Raw genomic sequence first — 15,475 nt, 5'->3', positions numbered from 1 at the left:
TCCCGATGAACCTTCGCAGCACAGCCGCTCTCGGCGTAGTACTGGCGTTGTCGCTGGCCGCCTGCTCGGGCAATGACGACCCAGCGACCCCGGCCGGCGGCGCCTCCAGCGCGGCCAAGGGCGAGAAGATCACCTTGTCGTACGTCAACTGGGACGGCGGCATGGACAAGGTCGTCGACGAGTGGAACAAGCTCAACCCGGACATCCAGGTCAAGCTGACCAAACCGTCCGGCACCGGCTACACCCTCTACAACAAGCTGATCACCAACAACAAGGCCGGCACGAATCCTGATGTCACCGAGGTCGAGTACCAGGCGCTGCCGGCCCTGATCGCCAACCAGGTGGTCGTGCCGATCGACGACTACGTGAAGGGGCTGGACACGAAGTACGACAAGGCGTCGCTGTCCCAAGTGCAGTTCGAGGGCAAGACGTACGGCGTACCGCAGAATGTCTGCCCGATGGTGTTCTTCTACCGCAAGGACGTCTTCGACAAGCTCGGCCTGAAGGCACCGGCCACCTGGGCGGAGTACGCGACGGTGGCGGCGGCGCTCAAGAAGGCCGACCCGAAGAAGTACATCGGCAACTTCACCGCTGCCGACCCGGGCTGGTTCGCCGGGCTGGCGCAGCAGGCCGAGGCCAACTGGTGGAAGGCCGACGGCGACACCTGGAGCGTCAGCATCAACGATGCCGCGAGCAAGAAGGTCGCGGACTACTGGGACGACCTGATCAAGAAGGGCCTGGTCAGCCCGCAGCCGAACTGGTCGGCGCAGTGGAACACCGACATGAACAACGGCACCATCGTCGGCTGGGTCGGCGCGCAGTGGGGACCGAACCAGCTGCCCTCGATCGCGAAAGACACCGCCGGCAAGTGGGCCGCGGCGCCACTGCCTGCCTGGACCGCCGGGGACACCACCGTCGGCATCTGGGGCGGCGAGACCGAGGCCGTCACAGCCAACTCCAAGCACCCGGCCGAGGCGGCGAAGTTCGTCGAGTGGATGAACTCCTCCGAGGCCGGGATGAACTCGCTGATCAAGAACGTGCAGGCGTTCCCCGCCTCGCCGCAGGGTCAGCAGCTGCCGGCGCTGAAGACGCCGCCGCCGTTCATGTCGACGCAGCCGGACTACAACACGCTGATAGCGACCGCGGCCAAGGGCGTCCGGACCTTCGACATCTGGGGCCCGAACGCGAACGTCACCTTCGACACCTACTCGAACGCGTTCGGCGCCGCGCTGCAGAAGAAGACCTCGTTGTCGGGAGCACTCGATTCGATGCAAGAGGCAACAGTCGCCGACATGAAGAAGCTCGGCTTCCAGGTCGCCGGATGAGCCGGCTGAGATGAGCGGTTCTCCAATGGCAAGGGCAAGTGTCACGGCCGCGGGCAGGTCCCGCGGCCGTGGCGGGCTGCTGCCGATCGCGCTGGTGACGCCGGCGGTGGTGCTGTTACTGCTGTTCACGATCGCCCCGGCGATCTACGCGATCCTCCTCAGCTTCCGCCGGATGAAGGTCGGCAAGGGCCTGCTCGGTGGCGGCAAACCGACCGAGGTATGGGCCGGGCTGTCCAACTACACGACGACTTTGAGCGACAGCGAGTTCTGGTCGAGCCTCGGCCGGATGCTGCTGATCGCGGCGTTCGGCGTACCGCTGACGGTGCTGCTGTCCACACTCTTCGCGCTGTGCCTGGACGCGAAACGCGCGCGGCTGGTCGGGTTCGCCCGGCTGGCGATCTTCCTCCCGTACGCCGTACCGGGGGTGGTCGCGTCGCTGTTGTGGGGATTCATGTACCTGCCCGCGACCTCGCCGATCGGTGGCGACGTGGTCGACTACTTCGGCACCAAGGGCATCTTCTTCAGCGTCGCGAACGTGGCGGTCTGGGGTGTGGTCGGGTTCAACATGGTGATCCTCTACACCGCAGTACGGAGTCTGCCGAAGGAGTTGTTCGAGGCGGCCGAGCTGGATGGCGCGTCGGAGTTCCAGATCGCCGTCCGGGTGAAGCTGCCGATGATCGCGCCGGCGGTGGCGATGGTCGCGCTGTTCTCGGTGATCGGATCCCTGCAGCTGTTCAACGAGCCGACCACCCTGAAGCCGCTGGCGAACGCGATCTCGTCCACCTGGGTGCCGCTGATGCGCGTCTACACCGATGCCTTCGTCAACAACAGCATCTACGAGGGCGCCGCGACCTCGTTCGTGCTGATCGCCATGACGGTCGCCGCGACCGTCCTCGTCTCGGCCGTGGGCCGCCGGATCGCCCGGAGGCAGACCAGATGACCCGCCAACGCACCCGCTGGGTGCCGACCCTGATCCTCCTGATCGGTGCCCTGTACTGCGTACTCCCGGTCCTGTGGATCGTCATCGCCTCCACCAAGACGAACGACGAACTGTTCTCCACGGCACCGTTCCTGCCCGCCTTCAACGGAGGCTTCTGGAGCAACCTGGACGCCCTGTTCAGCTACAACCACGGCATCTTCGGCCGCTGGGTGCTGAACTCGGTGATCTACGCCGTCGGCGGCGGACTGTTGTCGACGGCAATCGCCGGCGCGGCCGGCTATGCCCTGGGCAAGTATCGTTTCGCCGGCAGCACCTTGTTGTTCAGGGCAATCGTCGCCGCGGTGCTGTTGCCGCAGATCCTGCTGGCCGTCCCGCAGTTCCTGCTGCTGGCCAAGGTCGGGATGACCAACAACTACGCGTCGGTGCTGCTGCCACAACTGGTCAGCCCGTTCGCCATCTACCTGTGCAAGATCTACTCGGAGGCCTCGGTCCCCGACGAGATCATGGAGGCGGCCCGGATCGACGGCGGCAGCGAGTGGCGGATCTTCCGCCTGGTCGGCGCGCCGCTGATGCTGCCGGCCCTGGTGACGGTCTTCCTGCTCCAGTTCATCGGGATCTGGAACAACTTCCTGCTCCCGTTCGTGATGATCAACAACGATCACCTCTACCCACTCACCCTCGGCCTCTACGGCCTGATGATCATCACCGGCGGCCAGGCGGCGCAGTACTCGATCGTGATCGCCGGGGTGCTGGTCTCGATCGTCCCGCTGGCCGTCTTGTTCCTGACCCTGCAGCGCTACTGGAAGATCGACCTGATCAGCGGCGGCGTCAAGCTCTGATCGGCGGCGTGCTGTCCCGCAGTACGGGGTAGGCCGGCACCGTTCTCCGGGTGAGTTCGGTGTCGGTCGTCGTCGCCCGGTAGATGGCTTCCTGGGCGACGGCGTTGAGGGCCACGTGCACCGTGGTCAGTTTCGGTACGACGTCGCGCAGCGTGCTGATGTCGTCGAAGCCGGCTACGCCGACGTCCTCGGGGATGCGCAGGCCGCGTTCGCGCAGGCCGGCGAGCGCTCCGAGGGCCATGTCGTCGGTGACTGCGAAGACGAGCTGGAGATCGCGCACTTCGGCGTCGGTCAGGCTGAGGATGTAGTCGCGGGCGCCGGCCCAGCTGAAGCCGGGGTGGTGAACGCGGGTGTCGCTGACACCTGATTCGGCCAGGCCGGTGACGAAGCCCTCGACGCGTTGGCTCATCGACAGCAGGGGAGTGCCGCTGCCGAGGACGAGGCAGCGCTCGTAGCCGAGGCCGGCCAGCTCGCGGGCCAGTTGCCGGGAGCCCTCATGGTTGTCGAAGTCCACGGTCTCGAACGGGAGGTCGGAGCGGCTGATCAGCACCACCCGGCCGCCGGTCTCCTCGTAGCGGTGCAGCTCGTCGACCAGCTGCTGCGCCGACGGGGGATCGACGTATCCGGTGCCGGCCAGGATGATCGCTCGCGGCTGCTGTCCACGGAGCTCGCGGATCAGGTCGAGCTCGCGGTCTGCCTGCCGCTCGGTGACCGCGATCGAGACGTGCAGGCCGATCGCCTCGGCCTGCTTCATGATCTCGGCCGCCATCGCCGAGAAGTACGGGTCGGAGATCAGGCTGATCACCAGCGCGATCGTCCGCGACGTGCCGCGCGCCATCGCCTGGGCCGGCAGGTTGGGGGTGTAGCCGAGCTCGCGCGCCGCCTCGAGGACGCGTTCGCGATAGCTCTCGGCGACCTTGCGGGAGCTTCCGTTCAGCACCCGGGACGCGGTCGGCTGGGAGACACCGGCGGCCCGCGCGACGTCGTCGAGCGTGACGGGACGCCGCATCCCCGAATCACCCAGCATCCCGTTCACCTCGGCAGTTTATCGGCGCGACAGCCGATCTCGCTGGACAACCGGGATCCGCTGCCTGTCGGAAACCCGCCAACCAGCGATCGAAAACGGCTGGACGGGCGTGATGGGATGGTCGGCATGCAGAAAGTCGTCCTGGTCACCGGTCTGCAGGCAGCAGGCAAATCCACCATCGCGCCGCTGCTCGCGAGCCGCCTCGGTCCGCCCGCGGCGACCGTCGACGGAGACGTCTACTTCCACGCCGTCGTCTCCGGCGCCGTCGGCATGACGCCCGACCCGGAACCCGAAGCGGTCCGCCAACTGGAGCTCCGGTACGCCGCGAGCGCGCTGGTGGCCCGCCACTACCTCGAGGCCGGCTTCGACTTCGTCTGCTCCGACATCATCCTCGGCGACCACGTCGCCCGCTGGCTCGACTCGTTCGCAGGCATCGCCGAGCCGCACCTCGTCGTCCTCGTCCCGTCGGTCGACTCGATCGTCGACCGCGAGCTCGGCCGCGGCTCCAACTCGTACAAGGCGTGGCAAGGCCCGGGCATGACGCTCGCCGACGCCGTCGAGACACTCCAGGAAGGCCTCAACGAGATCCCGCGGCGCGGCCTCTGGCTCGACACCACCGGCCAGACCGCCGAGGAATCGGTCGAGGCGATCCTCCAGGACGACCTCAAGTCAGCGGCCTGGTAGCGCCAACGGCTTCATCAGCAAGGCAGCGACGGACAACGCGACGTCGTCACGTCCATGCGGCGCGACCACCTGAGCACCGACCGGCAGACCATCCACCAGCCCGACCGGCACACTCACGGCCGGATGCCCGGTGACGTTGAACCCCCAGCACAGGTCGCCCACGATGATGTTCTCCTCGTGCTGGTCATAGCCATGCGCAACGGTCGGCGTGGTCGGCGTGACCAGTACGTCGACCTCGCTGAAGAGATCCGCCAGCGCGGTGCTGTTCAGGGTGCGCACCCTGACCGCCTCACTCACCGCAACAGCCTGTCCAGCCTCAAGATCCCGGAAGGCAAGCCACGCCTCGTCGACCGGGAGCCAATCGAACGAAGCCTCCCGTACGACGACGCCGGCCGCCTCCGCGAGACTCGCCCGCACCACTGCGTCGACCGCCGGATCCGCGGCCAACGGACTCAGCGCGCTGCGATAGGCAACCCGCCAAGGCCCAGCCCCGAGAACCGGCTCCGGCCAATACGGCAGAGCACTCGGATCGAGTCGGTCGGGCCCACTGACCAGGCTGGTCGCCATCGCCACATCCTCGAGTGACGACCCGATGAACCCGCCGATCGTCAGACCGGCCAGCGATCGCCCATCAACCCGAGGCACCCGGCCGGCCGTTCCCTTGAAACCGACCACTCCGCAGAACGACGCCGGGATTCGCAACGAGCCGGCGCTGTCCCCGCCAGTCGCAATCGGTACGACGCCCGCCGCCACAGCAGCGGCTGCGCCGGCCGACGAGCCGCCAGGGGAGCGCGACAAGTCCCACGGGTTGCGGGTGTAGTCCGTCCCGTTCCACCCGAAGGTCTGGGAGACAGCGCCCGGCCGCGCGCGCGTCGACGTACCGAGCGGGATCGCGCCGGCCGCCAGCAATCTGGTGATGATCGGCGACTGCGGCGAAGTACGGGCCTTGATCAGGAAAGGCACTCCGGCGAGTGGCAGCCCGAGGTCGACCTTCGAGGCTCGCGCCCGAGCGCCCTCGACGTCCAACGTGTCGATGAAGTGCAGCACCGGGTCCCACCGGGCGACACCGTCGACGGCCTCGTCGACCACCGAGAGCGCAGTACGCCGGCCCGCGCGCAGGTCGGCGACCAGCTGGGCGATCAGGCGTTGAGCCCCTCGTCGCTGTGGTCGTGCTCGTCCTGGTTCAGCATCGGGGAGATCGGCCAGTCGTCCGGGTAGTCCTCGGCGAACTCCTCGGCCTCGGCGAACAGGCGCTTCTTGTACTTGCGCGACAGCCGGTCGCCGAACACCATGCCCTGGGTGTGATCGGTCTCGTGCTGCAGGCAGCGAGCGAGCAGTCCGTCGCCCTCGAACGTCACCGGCTCGCCGAACTGGTCGACCCCGGTGACCCGGGCGAAGTCGGGGCGGGCGCACTTGGTGAAGGCGCCAGGCAGCGACAGACAACCCTCGTCGCCCTCGTCGAGCTGGCGGTCCTTGCCCTCGGGCAGGTCCAGCACCGGGTTGCAGACGACACCGTGCTGGTAGACGCCCTTCTTGTCCGGGCAGCTGAAGACGAACACCTGCAGGTCGACGCCGACCTGGTTCGCGGCCAGCCCGACACCCTCGGCGGCGTTCATCGTCGCGACCATGTCCGCGACGAGCTGGTGCAGTTCGTCGCCGAACTCCGTGACCGGCTGGTTCAGGTGGTGCATGACGTCCGTGCCCCATCGGGTGATGGGGCGCACCGAACCGTCAGTGGGCAGCGTAGACATGGCAGAAATCTTAGCGAAGCCCGAGGGCGCGCCGGCGCGCGCGTCCGGAGTACCGGATCAGCTCCGGTACTCCGGACCCGCGGCGGGTCAGGCCTGGTTGACCTCGTCGCGCCAGCTGATCCACTCGCGCAGCAGACCCAGGTCGTAGTCCGGGCCGGAGGTGCTCACCGTGAACAACCGGGTGCCGATGTCGAACAGCGACTTGCCGAGCTCCTCGGGGCTCTTGTCGCCGACGCCGGCCGAGCGCTCGATCTCGCCCGGGTCGCGGCCGAGGGTGGCGCAGTGCGCGTCCAGCACCTCGTGCTTGTGCGCGATCGTCTCGGCGTCGCCGAAGCCGTGCCAGATGCTCGCGTGCCTGGCGACCAGCTTGAGGGTTTTCTTCTCGCCGCCGCCGCCGATCAGCACCGGGATGTCCCGGGTCGGCTTGGGGTTGAGCTTGGCCCAGCGCGACTCGATCCGCGGCAGCGCCTCGCCGAGCGCGTCCAGCCGGCCGCCCGCGGTGCCGAACTCGTAGCCGTACTCGTCGTAGTCGCGCTCGAACCAGCCGGAGCCGATGCCGAAGATCAGCCGGCCGTCGCTGATGTGGTCGACCGTGCGGGCCATGTCGGCCAGCAGTTCGGGGTTGCGGTAGGAGTTGCAGGTGACCAGCGCGCCGAACTCGATCCGCTCGGTCGCCTCGGCCCAGGCCGCCAGCATGGTCCAGGCCTCGAAGTGCAGGCCGTCCGGCTCACCTGACAACGGGTAGAAGTGGTCCCAGTTGAACGCCACGTCGACACCGAGCTCTTCGGCGGCCGCGACGGCCCGCCGGATCTCGGCGTACTCGGCGTGCTGGGGCTGAATCTGAACGCCGATCCGGGCCGGATACTTGCTATACGGACGGGGGGAGTCAGTCGAAGTCATGTCTGCCAGCGTACGCCGTTGCGGAGGATCCTCCGGATGAGGTCACCCTAAATGGGCGGGTCTTCAGCTACTGGGGCCAGCCTCCGGCAGTGTTGCTGGGCGCCGGAGTGGCGAGGATCCGGACGCAGGCCGCCTTCGACTGCTCCTGGAGCCAGGTCGGCGGCAGCTTGCCGGCGTCCTTCAGCGACCGAGCGGCCTGCTGGATCTTGCGAAGCTCGTCATACTTCTCCGCGGTCAGGCCCATGTGCTGGTAGTCGTAGGCCTGGTCGGGAGCCCTTCTGAGGTTCTCCCCGGCCCAGTAGACAAGTTGCTCAGTGCAACTGGCCAGCGGATCCTTCTTCGGTGTCGCCGTCGGCTGAGGGGCGGCCTTGGGGGTGGTGTCCCCACAGGCTGCGGTCCCGGCCAGTACGGCGACGGCCAGTACGGCGATCACACCCCATCGGCGGCTCATGTCCTTAGTCTGCGATCTCACGGGCTCATCCGGCGTTTATCCGCGGGCGAAGTGTCCGTGGCAGCCGATAGGTTCCGGGCATGGACCTCAACGGAAGACCCGACCCGCCGACCGAAGCCGGTGAGAAGGAGACCCTGGTCGCCTTCCTGGACTTCCAGCGCGCCACCCTCCGCTGGAAATGCGAGGGCCTCACCCCGGAGCAACTCGGCACCGCCGCGGTCGACCCCTCGTCGATGACGCTGCACGGCCTGATCCGGCACCTGACCGAGATCGAGGTCGGCTGGTTCGTCGGCACCTTCACCGACGAGGAGATCGTCGAGCCGTACTCCGACTCCGGCGGCCGCGGCGCCGACTGGAACAACCTCAACCCGAGTGAGTACGCCGCGGACCTCCAGCGCTACGACGAGGCCGTGACCCGAGCGCGGGCCGCGATCGCGGATCTCGAGCCCGACCACGTCGGCCTGGACGACGGCACGCGGTACTCGTTGCGTTGGGTGCTGGTCCACATGATCGAGGAGTACGCCCGCCACAACGGCCACGCCGACCTGCTCCGCGAGCGCCTGGACGGCTCGACGGGGGAGTAGTCAGGCGGTCAGCTGGTCCGCGTGCTTGGCGGCCCAGTCACCCAGGGCGCGGATGGGGACGAGGAGATCGCGGCCAGGCTCGGTCAGCGAGTACTCGACCCGCGGCGGCGCTTCGGCGTACCGGCGACGTTGCACCAGGCCGTGCTCCTCGAGCCGGCGCAGCGTCGCCGTCAGCACCTTCTGGCTGATGCCGCCGATCTGGGCCCGGAGTACGCCGGGCCGGACCGGTCCGTCGGCGAGCGCGTAGAGCACCACCATCGACCATCTCCCGCCGATCAGATCGGCGGCGACCCGGGCCTGGCAGTCGGCGAAGAACCTCAGCTGTGTGTTCATCACCCGCCATTCTGCCCGGCCCGAAACGCACCAGTTGGTGCCTGACGGATCGCCTAGCTTGCTCGGCATGCGAATCGGAATCCTGGGCAACGGACTGATGGCGAACGCGCTCGGTGGGCAGTGGGTGCGCGCCGGGCACGAAGTGCTGGTCGGCAGGAGGGGACCAAGCTTGCTAGAGGCAAGCAAATGTGGCGAGGTGACCCTGCTCGCAGTACCGGCTGCGGCAGTGGAGGAAGTGCTGACAGCGGTCGGCGCTCGGACCGGTCGCTTCGCCGGCCGCACGCTGCTCGACTGCACGAACGCGGTCGTGCCGGGGGAGTTCACCCTCGCAGTACCCGCGATGGCCGAGCAGGTCGCGAGGCTGGCTGTCGGTGCGCAGGTTGTGAAGGCGTTCAACCTCGCGCCCGACACGGTCTGGCGGGACGCGCCGCACACCTTCGACGGCGAACCACTCGGTGTCCCGTACTGCGGCGATCACCCGGCTGCGAACCAGCAGGTCGCCGAGCTGATCCAAGCCCTCGGCTGTACGCCGGTAGCGGCCGGCGGGCTGGCCAGAGCACGGTTGCTAGAGGCAACAGCTGCGCTGGCGATCGGGCTGTGGGTGGACGGCGCCGACCCCCGGACGCTCTTCCCGCCGAAAGCCGCCGCCTTCGGCACCGTCCACCCGGCAATCAGCAGAAATTGACGCCCGGGAAGGGGTCCTGTGGCGTCCAGACGTCCACCGCGGGGACGTAACCCCAGGCGCCGTGGTCGTCGCCGTAGGTCCGGTACCAGATGGAGTTGCCGCCGCCGTGCGGCTGGCCGATCGTGTAGCACTGGAAGTAGCTGAAGCCGGACCGCAGCGTGTCGACGATCTCGATCGGGTTGCCGCTGGCGGTGTCGTAGCGCGGACTCTTGTAGATCGCTGCGTTGGCGCGGTTTCCGCAGTACAGGTTGCCGCTGCTCGCGTGGCAGGTCGCAGCGGTGACCGCGGGTGCGGCGGAGACTGCCGGCGCGGCCGAGGCCGTCGTACCGGCTACTGCGCCTAGCACTGCCACGGTGCCGGCAACGGCCAGCGCGCTCGCCTTTCGGAATGCCACAGTGTTGCTCCCCTCGTCAGGCGCCGGGATTCCGGCGCACCACGAGTATTGGCAGCGGTCGGGGGCAGTGTCGGAGCTCTTCGAGGAAGTTCGAAGTGCTGGACCCGCTAGGGTCGGAGGATGAGTCCGAAGTCGAGCATCGCCCCCGTTCGGTGGACCCCGCCGCCGGCGCCGCCGGCGCGCCAGCCGCAGGCTCTCGAAGTACAGACTGTTGCGGTGCCCGGGCATGGTCCCGAAGACGCCCTGATCGACGCTGACGGCAGTGTGCTCACCGGGCTGCTGGACGGGCGGATCCTGCGCGTCGCGGCGGACGGTACGTCGATCGAGGTGCTCGCCGACACCGGTGGCCGGCCGCTCGGCCTGGAGTGGCTGCCGGACGGCAAGGTGCTGATCTGCGATGCCAACCGCGGCCTGTTGACGCTCGACCAGGACAACCGCGTCGAGACGCTGCTGGGTGAGATCGACGGTCGCCCGATGAGGTTCTGCAACAACGCGGACGTGCTGCCCGACGGCACGATCTACTTCACCGACTCGTCGACCCGCTTCGGCGTCGACGAGTGGATGGCCGACCTGCTGGAGCACTCGAGTACCGGCAGTCTCTACCGGCTGACCCCGGACGGCGAGCTGACCCGCTTGGCGACGAACCGTCCGTTCCCCAACGGGGTAGCGCTCAGCGGCGACCAGAAGACACTGTTCTTCGCCGAGACCGCCAGTTACGGCCTCTACAAACTCGACCTGACCACCGCCGACGCCGAGCCGGAGCTGGTCACGATGATCCCCGGGCTGCCGGACAACATCGCCCGCGGTTCGGATGGCCTGATCTGGGTCGCGATCGGCTCACCCCGCAACGCATTGCTCGACCTGCTGCTGCCGAAACAGCCGGTACTGCGCAAGGTCGTCTGGGCGCTGCCGGAGTCGTTCAAGCCCAAGGCAGCGGACATCATCGAGATCCAGGCGTACGACGACAACGGCAAGCTGGTGCACGACCTGCGCGGCACGCATCCCGACTTCCGGATGCCCACCGGCGTCCGGGAGCGCGACGGGAAGGTCTGGCTGAGCAGCATCGGGACCAACCACTTGGCCACCTTCCCGACGCCCAATCGCTAGCGGTCGGTCAGCCGGGATCGGTGAACGAGACCGGCTTGCCGGCGGCGCGGGCGTAGGCGATCTCCCTGCTGGTGGACTCGCCGAGGTAGCCGCCGGGGTTGACGATCAGAACGCGGTCGGCCAGGTCGATCTTGCGCAGGTGAAGGGCGCCCAGCGCGACCTTCTGCTCGTCGGTCACTTCGGCGCCTGGCAAGACGCCTGGGGCGACGACAATGACGCCTGCCAAGGTCAAGTCGCTGTTGGCCGCCTGCATCTCGTCCATGAACCGGGCAGAGCCGCAGATGCAGACGATCTCAGGTCGGTCAGCCACAGCTCAGTCCTTCGGTTCGTCGGTGAAGCTACCCGATTTTCCACGAGCGCTTGGACAGGCCGTACCAGAAGCCGTCGACCACGGTATCCGCCGTACCGCGGGAGTCCTCCGAGGCACCGAGAGAAACGAACAGCGGCGCGAAGTGCTCGGTCCGTGGATGCGCGATGCTCGCGGCCGGCGCCTTGTGCAGAAAGTCGATGAGCGAGTCGACATCCTGTTTGGCGAGTGCCCGCTGGGCCCAGTCGTCGAACTCGATCGACCACGACGGCGCTGCCGCATCCGGGCGACCGCCGAGGTTCACGGCGCTCAGGTTGTGCGTGGTGAAACCGCTGCCGATGATCAGCACGCCTTGCTCGCGCAGCGGTGCCAGCTTGCGGCCGATGCTGTACAGCTCGGTCGGGTCGAGCGTCGGCATCGACACCTGGAGCACCGGGATGTCGGCGTCCGGATACATCTCCTTGAGCGGCACATAGGCGCCGTGGTCGAGCCCGCGCCGCGGGTCGTCGTACACGGGTGTCGCGGGGGAGTGCAGGAGTTTGCGCACCTGGTTGGCGAGGTCGGGCGCGCCGGGGGCGGCGTACTGGACTTCGTAGTACCGGTCGGGGAAGCCCCAGAAGTCGTAGAGCAACGGCACGGTCTTAGTCGCGGCGAGGGTCAGCGGCGCGGCCTCCCAGTGGGCGGAGACGATCAGGATCGCGGTCGGCCTCTCGATCCCGGCCGACACCGCGGCGAGCTCCCCCGTCCATTGCCGATCATCGGCCAGCGGGGGAGCGCCGTGGCTCAGGTACAGCACAGGCAGAGCGTCACTCATCGGTAGGTCCTCTCGAGGTGTCTTACCCCTACCAATGTAGTTGAATGCTCAATTTATTCCAACGAGCTACGTACGGGCTACTTCTTCGGAGGATCCTCGGTGCCCGCGACGACGAGCGAGAAGTCGTCGCCGTGGGTGCTGACACCCTCGATCACCGCGGCCTCGACCGCTTCCGTGCCGATCGTCTTGCGGAGCACCAGTGGGTCCGTGCGCAGGTCCTTGGCGAGGGCGACCGCGAGGCCGACCATCACGATCGCGAAGGGGAGTGCAGCGACGATCGTGAGGTTCTGCAAACCCTGCAACGCCTTCGCGCCGCCACCGCCGACCAGCAGCATCACCGCGGCGACTGCGCCGGTCAGTACGCCCCAGAAGACGACGACCGACTTGCGAGGATTGATCGCGCCGCGAGAGGAGAGCGTGCCCATCACGATCGACGCGGCGTCAGCGCCGGAGACGAAGAAGATCGCGACCAGGACGACGACCAGGATCGTGGTCACCGACGCCAGCGGGTAGTGGTCCAGCAGGCCGAAGAGCTGGCCCTCCGAGGTCGACTGGCCGGCGATGTCGACGCCGTTGCGCTGGGTGTCGATCGCAGCGCCGCCGAAGATGCAGAACCAGACCAGGCTCACCATCGACGGCACCAGCAGGACGCCGGTGACGAACTGCCGGATCGTCCGGCCGCGGCTGATCCGCGCGATGAACATCCCGACGAACGGCGTCCACGAGATCCACCAGGCCCAGTAGAAGACTGTCCACGACGATAACCAGGTGGCCATGTCGTCGCCACCGCTGGCCTCGGTCCGCGCCGCCATCTCGGCGATGTCCCGCAGGTAGTCGCCGATCGCGGTCGGCACCAGGTTGAGGATCAGGACCGTCGGGCCGACGACGAAGACGAACGCGGCCAGCGTGACCGCGAGCACCATGTTGACGTTCGACAGCCATTGGATGCCTTTGGCAACACCCGAGACGGCGGACGCGACGAACGCCGCGGTGAGGACCGCGATCACGCCGACCAGTACCGCGTTGCCGGTCTTGTCGAGCCAGCCGAGGATCCGTACGCCGGATCCGATCTGCAGCGCGCCGAGCCCGAGCGAGGCGGCCGAGCCGAACAGGGTCGCGAAGATCGCCAGGCTGTCGATCACCTTGCCGATCGGTCCCTCGGTGCGCTTGCCCAGCAGCGGCGCGAACGCCGAGCTGATCAGCGACGAGCGGCCGCGCCGAAAGGTGCCATAGGCAATCGCAATGCCGACCACCGCGTAGATCGCCCACGGGTGCAGGGTCCAGTGGAACAACGTGGTCGCCATCGCCGTCTGCAGCGCGGCGTCGCTGCCGCCCTCGACGGTGCCGGGCGGCGGCTTCATGAAGTGCGAGAGCGGCTCGCTCACGCCGTAGAACATCAGCCCGATGCCCATTCCCGCGCTGAACATCATCGCGACCCAGGAGACGGTCTTGAACTCGGGCTGCTCGTCGTCCGCGCCGAGCGGGATGTTGCCGTAGCGGCCGGCCGCGAGCCACAACACGTACACGACGAAGCCCGAGGCCAGCAGCACGAAAAGCCAGCCGGTGTTGGTTTCCACCCAGGTCAGCGCCGAGGTGGACGCCGTCCCGAGGCTGGTCGCACTGGCGAAACCCCAGGCCACGAAGGCCAGGGCGATGACGGCGGTGACGCCGAAGACGATCTTGTCCAGCCCGGAGCCGGTACTTCGGCTACCGGGCGGGGGTGGTGCCGCGAGCGCAGGGTGCTCGTTAGCGTGGTCGGGGTTCGCTTGCCGGCTGTCGAAATCGATCGCCACAGCTGATACACGCCTCGCTTCGGGCGCGCCTCCGTTTCTTCTTTTATAGGGGGACTGCCCAACGACCATTCCTAAGATCGTGGCGAAATGCAACTATCGTGGCCTCGACCACACCGGCGAGTCCTCGCGCAGGAGGGCCTCCGGGACAGGCGTTAGGGTGCGGACCATGCGATTCGGAATCACCATCCTGCCGGAGTACCGCTGGTCCGTAGCGGAGCCGAAATGGCGCCGCGCGGAGCAACTCGGCTTCGACCACGCCTGGACCTACGACCACCTGACCTGGGGCGGTCTGCCGGACTCACCGTGGTACGGAACCACCCCCACGCTGACCGCGGCGGCGCTGGCCACCACGACGATCAAACTGGGCACGTTCGTCACCTCGCCGAACTTCCGGCACCCGCTCGCGCTCACCCGCGAGATCCTCGCCCTCGACGACATCTCCGACGGCCGGTTCCTGTGCGGGATCGGCTCGGGCGGCGGGATCGACAGCACGATCCTCGGCGGCGAGGAGCTGACGCCTCGACAGAAGGTCGACCGGCTGGAGGAGTTCGTCGAGTTGCTCGACAAGCTGCTGACCACCGACGGGGTCGACTTCAAGGGCGAGTACTTCGAGACCGTCGACGGCCGCACGCTGCCCGGCTGCATCCAGCAACCCCGGGTCCCGTTCATCATGGCCGCCAACGGTCCCCGCTCACTCCGGCTGGCGACCCAGTACGGCGCCGGCTGGGTGACGACCGGCCTGAAGAGCGACGACTTCGACACCTGGCACGCCTCGGTCCGCGACCTCAGCCACCGGCTGGACGACGTACTAGAGGGCCGGCCCTTCGACCGGTACCTCTCCCTCGACCTGGCGCGCTACGCCCTGAGCAGCGTCGACGCCTTCGAAGACCTGGTCGGCCGCGCCGCGGAGCTCGGCTTCACCGACGTGATCACCCACTGGCCCCGCGCCGAAGGTGTCTATGCCGGTTCCGAAGAGGTGCTGGAGCAGATCGCCACTGAGGTCATTCCCCGGCTCCGCTAGAGCGCCGGATCCAGGTCGGCAGGACGTACCAGAAGGTGATGAACCAGGCCAGCACGACCGTCACGATGATGATGGCGGTCGTCCGGTTGAGCACCACGTCGATGGCGAGCAGCAGGCCGCCGCTGATCGCGAGGACCAGGAAGACCAGGCCGGCGCTCGTCATGTGACCGGCGATCGGGATCATCCGGTCCCGCACCTTCTTCTGGAAGGTGATCCGGTGGAACGAGACCGGCGCCAGGAACAGTCCGGCCGCCAGCGCCGAGGCGACCAGGGTGGCGGCGTACACGTCGTGGGTGAAGGCGTCGGCCCGCTGGAAGACCTCGGTGAAGGCGATGCCGAGCAGGAACGCGAACAGCACCTGGGTGCCGGTCTGGGCCAGGCGCAACTCCTGCAGCAACTCGATCCACTGGCGGTCGAGGCGTTCGCCGGCGTCTTCTTCCGGGCGGTGATAACGAGCGTTGGGCGGCGGCTGCTCATCGGTCATGCGGTAGAGGATGCCCCACACTGAAGAGAGCCGCAC

At 67.8% G+C, this 15,475-nt stretch carries 19 protein-coding genes; 8 read left to right on the top strand and 11 right to left on the bottom strand.

Annotation, left to right across the window (positions count from 1 at the left end; all coding sequences use genetic code 11):
* The first annotated feature begins 5 nt into the window (after positions 1-5).
* Genes AB0P21_RS03010 through AB0P21_RS03000 form a run of 3 tightly spaced genes read left to right on the top strand, consistent with a single transcriptional unit; the run spans position 6 to position 3,104 of the window.
* Positions 6-1,325 (top strand): extracellular solute-binding protein, encoded by a 1,320-nt coding sequence (locus AB0P21_RS03010; protein ID WP_363693377.1) that lies wholly within the window; start codon positions 6-8, stop codon positions 1,323-1,325.
* Between the two features lie 25 nt (positions 1,326-1,350).
* Positions 1,351-2,265: a sugar ABC transporter permease gene (locus tag AB0P21_RS03005; RefSeq protein WP_363693376.1), complete on the top strand. Its 915-nt coding sequence runs from the start codon at positions 1,351-1,353 to the stop codon at positions 2,263-2,265.
* Positions 2,262-3,104 carry a carbohydrate ABC transporter permease gene (locus AB0P21_RS03000; RefSeq protein WP_363693375.1) on the top strand — a complete coding sequence of 281 codons (843 nt, stop codon included), beginning with the start codon at positions 2,262-2,264 and terminating at the stop codon, positions 3,102-3,104. The genes AB0P21_RS03005 and AB0P21_RS03000 overlap by 4 nt, the downstream gene beginning before the upstream one ends.
* Here AB0P21_RS03000 and AB0P21_RS02995 read toward each other — a convergent pair.
* Positions 3,094-4,131: a LacI family DNA-binding transcriptional regulator gene (locus AB0P21_RS02995; protein WP_363694410.1), complete on the bottom strand. Its 1,038-nt coding sequence runs from the start codon at positions 4,129-4,131 to the stop codon at positions 3,094-3,096. The two genes, AB0P21_RS03000 and AB0P21_RS02995, sit on opposite strands and share 11 nt — an antisense overlap.
* A 126-nt stretch (positions 4,132-4,257) precedes the next feature.
* Between AB0P21_RS02995 and AB0P21_RS02990 the strand changes: the two genes are divergently transcribed.
* Positions 4,258-4,815 (top strand): AAA family ATPase, encoded by a 558-nt coding sequence (locus AB0P21_RS02990; RefSeq protein WP_363693374.1) that lies wholly within the window; start codon positions 4,258-4,260, stop codon positions 4,813-4,815.
* Here the strand turns inward: AB0P21_RS02990 and AB0P21_RS02985 are convergent.
* The 4 genes from AB0P21_RS02985 to AB0P21_RS02970 all read right to left on the bottom strand — a co-directional run bounded on the left by AB0P21_RS02985 (position 4,801) and on the right by AB0P21_RS02970 (position 7,917).
* Positions 4,801-5,904 (bottom strand): amidase, encoded by a 1,104-nt coding sequence (locus AB0P21_RS02985; protein ID WP_363693373.1) that lies wholly within the window; start codon positions 5,902-5,904, stop codon positions 4,801-4,803. The two genes, AB0P21_RS02990 and AB0P21_RS02985, sit on opposite strands and share 15 nt — an antisense overlap.
* A gap of 50 nt (positions 5,905-5,954) precedes the next feature.
* Positions 5,955-6,566 (bottom strand): peptide deformylase, encoded by a 612-nt coding sequence (gene def, locus AB0P21_RS02980; protein ID WP_363693372.1) that lies wholly within the window; start codon positions 6,564-6,566, stop codon positions 5,955-5,957.
* A gap of 87 nt (positions 6,567-6,653) precedes the next feature.
* Complete coding sequence (locus AB0P21_RS02975) at positions 6,654-7,466, bottom strand: LLM class F420-dependent oxidoreductase (RefSeq protein WP_363693371.1); 813 nt, start codon at positions 7,464-7,466, stop codon at positions 6,654-6,656.
* Positions 7,467-7,533: 67 nt separating this feature from the next.
* Positions 7,534-7,917 carry a hypothetical protein gene (locus AB0P21_RS02970; RefSeq protein ID WP_363693370.1) on the bottom strand — a complete coding sequence of 128 codons (384 nt, stop codon included), beginning with the start codon at positions 7,915-7,917 and terminating at the stop codon, positions 7,534-7,536.
* 80 nt (positions 7,918-7,997) lie between these two features.
* Here AB0P21_RS02970 and AB0P21_RS02965 point away from each other — a divergent pair, with 80 nt between their 5' ends.
* Positions 7,998-8,501, top strand: a complete 504-nt coding sequence (locus AB0P21_RS02965) for a DinB family protein (protein WP_363693369.1) — start codon at positions 7,998-8,000, stop codon at positions 8,499-8,501.
* On the opposite strand, the gene AB0P21_RS02960 is transcribed toward AB0P21_RS02965, so the two are convergent.
* A complete protein-coding gene (locus AB0P21_RS02960) occupies positions 8,502-8,834 on the bottom strand; it encodes a helix-turn-helix domain-containing protein (RefSeq protein WP_363693368.1) in 333 nt (110 codons plus the stop codon).
* A gap of 67 nt (positions 8,835-8,901) precedes the next feature.
* On the opposite strand from AB0P21_RS02960, the gene AB0P21_RS02955 reads away from it, so the two are divergent.
* Complete coding sequence (locus tag AB0P21_RS02955) at positions 8,902-9,519, top strand: NAD(P)-binding domain-containing protein (protein ID WP_363693367.1); 618 nt, start codon at positions 8,902-8,904, stop codon at positions 9,517-9,519.
* Here the strand turns inward: AB0P21_RS02955 and AB0P21_RS02950 are convergent.
* The gene (locus AB0P21_RS02950; RefSeq protein WP_363693366.1) at positions 9,506-9,913 is read right to left on the bottom strand and encodes a hypothetical protein; all 408 of its coding nucleotides are present in this window, start codon (positions 9,911-9,913) and stop codon (positions 9,506-9,508) included. The two genes, AB0P21_RS02955 and AB0P21_RS02950, sit on opposite strands and share 14 nt — an antisense overlap.
* A 120-nt stretch (positions 9,914-10,033) precedes the next feature.
* Here AB0P21_RS02950 and AB0P21_RS02945 point away from each other — a divergent pair, with 120 nt between their 5' ends.
* Complete coding sequence (locus tag AB0P21_RS02945; protein WP_363693365.1) at positions 10,034-11,020, top strand: SMP-30/gluconolactonase/LRE family protein; 987 nt, start codon at positions 10,034-10,036, stop codon at positions 11,018-11,020.
* Positions 11,021-11,027: 7 nt separating this feature from the next.
* Here AB0P21_RS02945 and AB0P21_RS02940 read toward each other — a convergent pair whose 3' ends face one another.
* The 3 genes from AB0P21_RS02940 to AB0P21_RS02930 all read right to left on the bottom strand — a co-directional run bounded on the left by AB0P21_RS02940 (position 11,028) and on the right by AB0P21_RS02930 (position 13,934).
* Entirely contained in the window at positions 11,028-11,330 is a 303-nt protein-coding gene (locus AB0P21_RS02940; protein ID WP_363693364.1) for a hypothetical protein, read from the bottom strand.
* Between the two features lie 28 nt (positions 11,331-11,358).
* Entirely contained in the window at positions 11,359-12,141 is a 783-nt protein-coding gene (locus AB0P21_RS02935; RefSeq protein ID WP_363693363.1) for a class III extradiol ring-cleavage dioxygenase, read from the bottom strand.
* Positions 12,142-12,218: 77 nt separating this feature from the next.
* The gene (locus AB0P21_RS02930; RefSeq protein WP_363693362.1) at positions 12,219-13,934 is read right to left on the bottom strand and encodes a BCCT family transporter; all 1,716 of its coding nucleotides are present in this window, start codon (positions 13,932-13,934) and stop codon (positions 12,219-12,221) included.
* Positions 13,935-14,100: 166 nt separating this feature from the next.
* On the opposite strand from AB0P21_RS02930, the gene AB0P21_RS02925 reads away from it, so the two are divergent.
* Positions 14,101-14,955, top strand: a complete 855-nt coding sequence (locus tag AB0P21_RS02925) for an LLM class flavin-dependent oxidoreductase (RefSeq protein WP_363693361.1) — start codon at positions 14,101-14,103, stop codon at positions 14,953-14,955.
* On the opposite strand, the gene AB0P21_RS02920 is transcribed toward AB0P21_RS02925, so the two are convergent.
* Positions 14,936-15,439: a DUF6328 family protein gene (locus AB0P21_RS02920; protein ID WP_363693360.1), complete on the bottom strand. Its 504-nt coding sequence runs from the start codon at positions 15,437-15,439 to the stop codon at positions 14,936-14,938. The genes AB0P21_RS02925 and AB0P21_RS02920 overlap by 20 nt on opposite strands.
* Positions 15,440-15,475 lie beyond the last annotated feature (36 nt).

Source organism: Kribbella sp. NPDC056861, assembly GCF_040687575.1.
Lineage (GTDB): Bacteria > Actinomycetota > Actinomycetes > Propionibacteriales > Kribbellaceae > Kribbella.
Note: the sequence above shows the minus strand (reverse complement) of the source record. Positions and strands in the feature narration are given on the sequence as shown.

Excerpts from the sequence above, each read along its gene's own strand:
- AB0P21_RS03010 (WP_363693377.1), top strand. The coding sequence starts at position 6 with ATGAACCTTCGCAGCACAGCCGCTCTCGGCGTAGTACTGGCGTTGTCG.
- AB0P21_RS03005 (WP_363693376.1), top strand. The coding sequence starts at position 1,351 with ATGGCAAGGGCAAGTGTCACGGCCGCGGGCAGGTCCCGCGGCCGTGGC.
- AB0P21_RS03000 (WP_363693375.1), top strand. The coding sequence starts at position 2,262 with ATGACCCGCCAACGCACCCGCTGGGTGCCGACCCTGATCCTCCTGATC.
- AB0P21_RS02995 (WP_363694410.1), bottom strand. The coding sequence starts at position 4,131 with ATGCTGGGTGATTCGGGGATGCGGCGTCCCGTCACGCTCGACGACGTC.
- AB0P21_RS02990 (WP_363693374.1), top strand. The coding sequence starts at position 4,258 with ATGCAGAAAGTCGTCCTGGTCACCGGTCTGCAGGCAGCAGGCAAATCC.
- def (WP_363693372.1), bottom strand. The coding sequence starts at position 6,566 with ATGTCTACGCTGCCCACTGACGGTTCGGTGCGCCCCATCACCCGATGG.
- AB0P21_RS02975 (WP_363693371.1), bottom strand. The coding sequence starts at position 7,466 with ATGACTTCGACTGACTCCCCCCGTCCGTATAGCAAGTATCCGGCCCGG.
- AB0P21_RS02970 (WP_363693370.1), bottom strand. The coding sequence starts at position 7,917 with ATGAGCCGCCGATGGGGTGTGATCGCCGTACTGGCCGTCGCCGTACTG.
- AB0P21_RS02965 (WP_363693369.1), top strand. The coding sequence starts at position 7,998 with ATGGACCTCAACGGAAGACCCGACCCGCCGACCGAAGCCGGTGAGAAG.
- AB0P21_RS02960 (WP_363693368.1), bottom strand. The coding sequence starts at position 8,834 with ATGAACACACAGCTGAGGTTCTTCGCCGACTGCCAGGCCCGGGTCGCC.
- AB0P21_RS02955 (WP_363693367.1), top strand. The coding sequence starts at position 8,902 with ATGCGAATCGGAATCCTGGGCAACGGACTGATGGCGAACGCGCTCGGT.
- AB0P21_RS02945 (WP_363693365.1), top strand. The coding sequence starts at position 10,034 with ATGAGTCCGAAGTCGAGCATCGCCCCCGTTCGGTGGACCCCGCCGCCG.
- AB0P21_RS02935 (WP_363693363.1), bottom strand. The coding sequence starts at position 12,141 with ATGAGTGACGCTCTGCCTGTGCTGTACCTGAGCCACGGCGCTCCCCCG.
- AB0P21_RS02925 (WP_363693361.1), top strand. The coding sequence starts at position 14,101 with ATGCGATTCGGAATCACCATCCTGCCGGAGTACCGCTGGTCCGTAGCG.
- AB0P21_RS02920 (WP_363693360.1), bottom strand. The coding sequence starts at position 15,439 with ATGACCGATGAGCAGCCGCCGCCCAACGCTCGTTATCACCGCCCGGAA.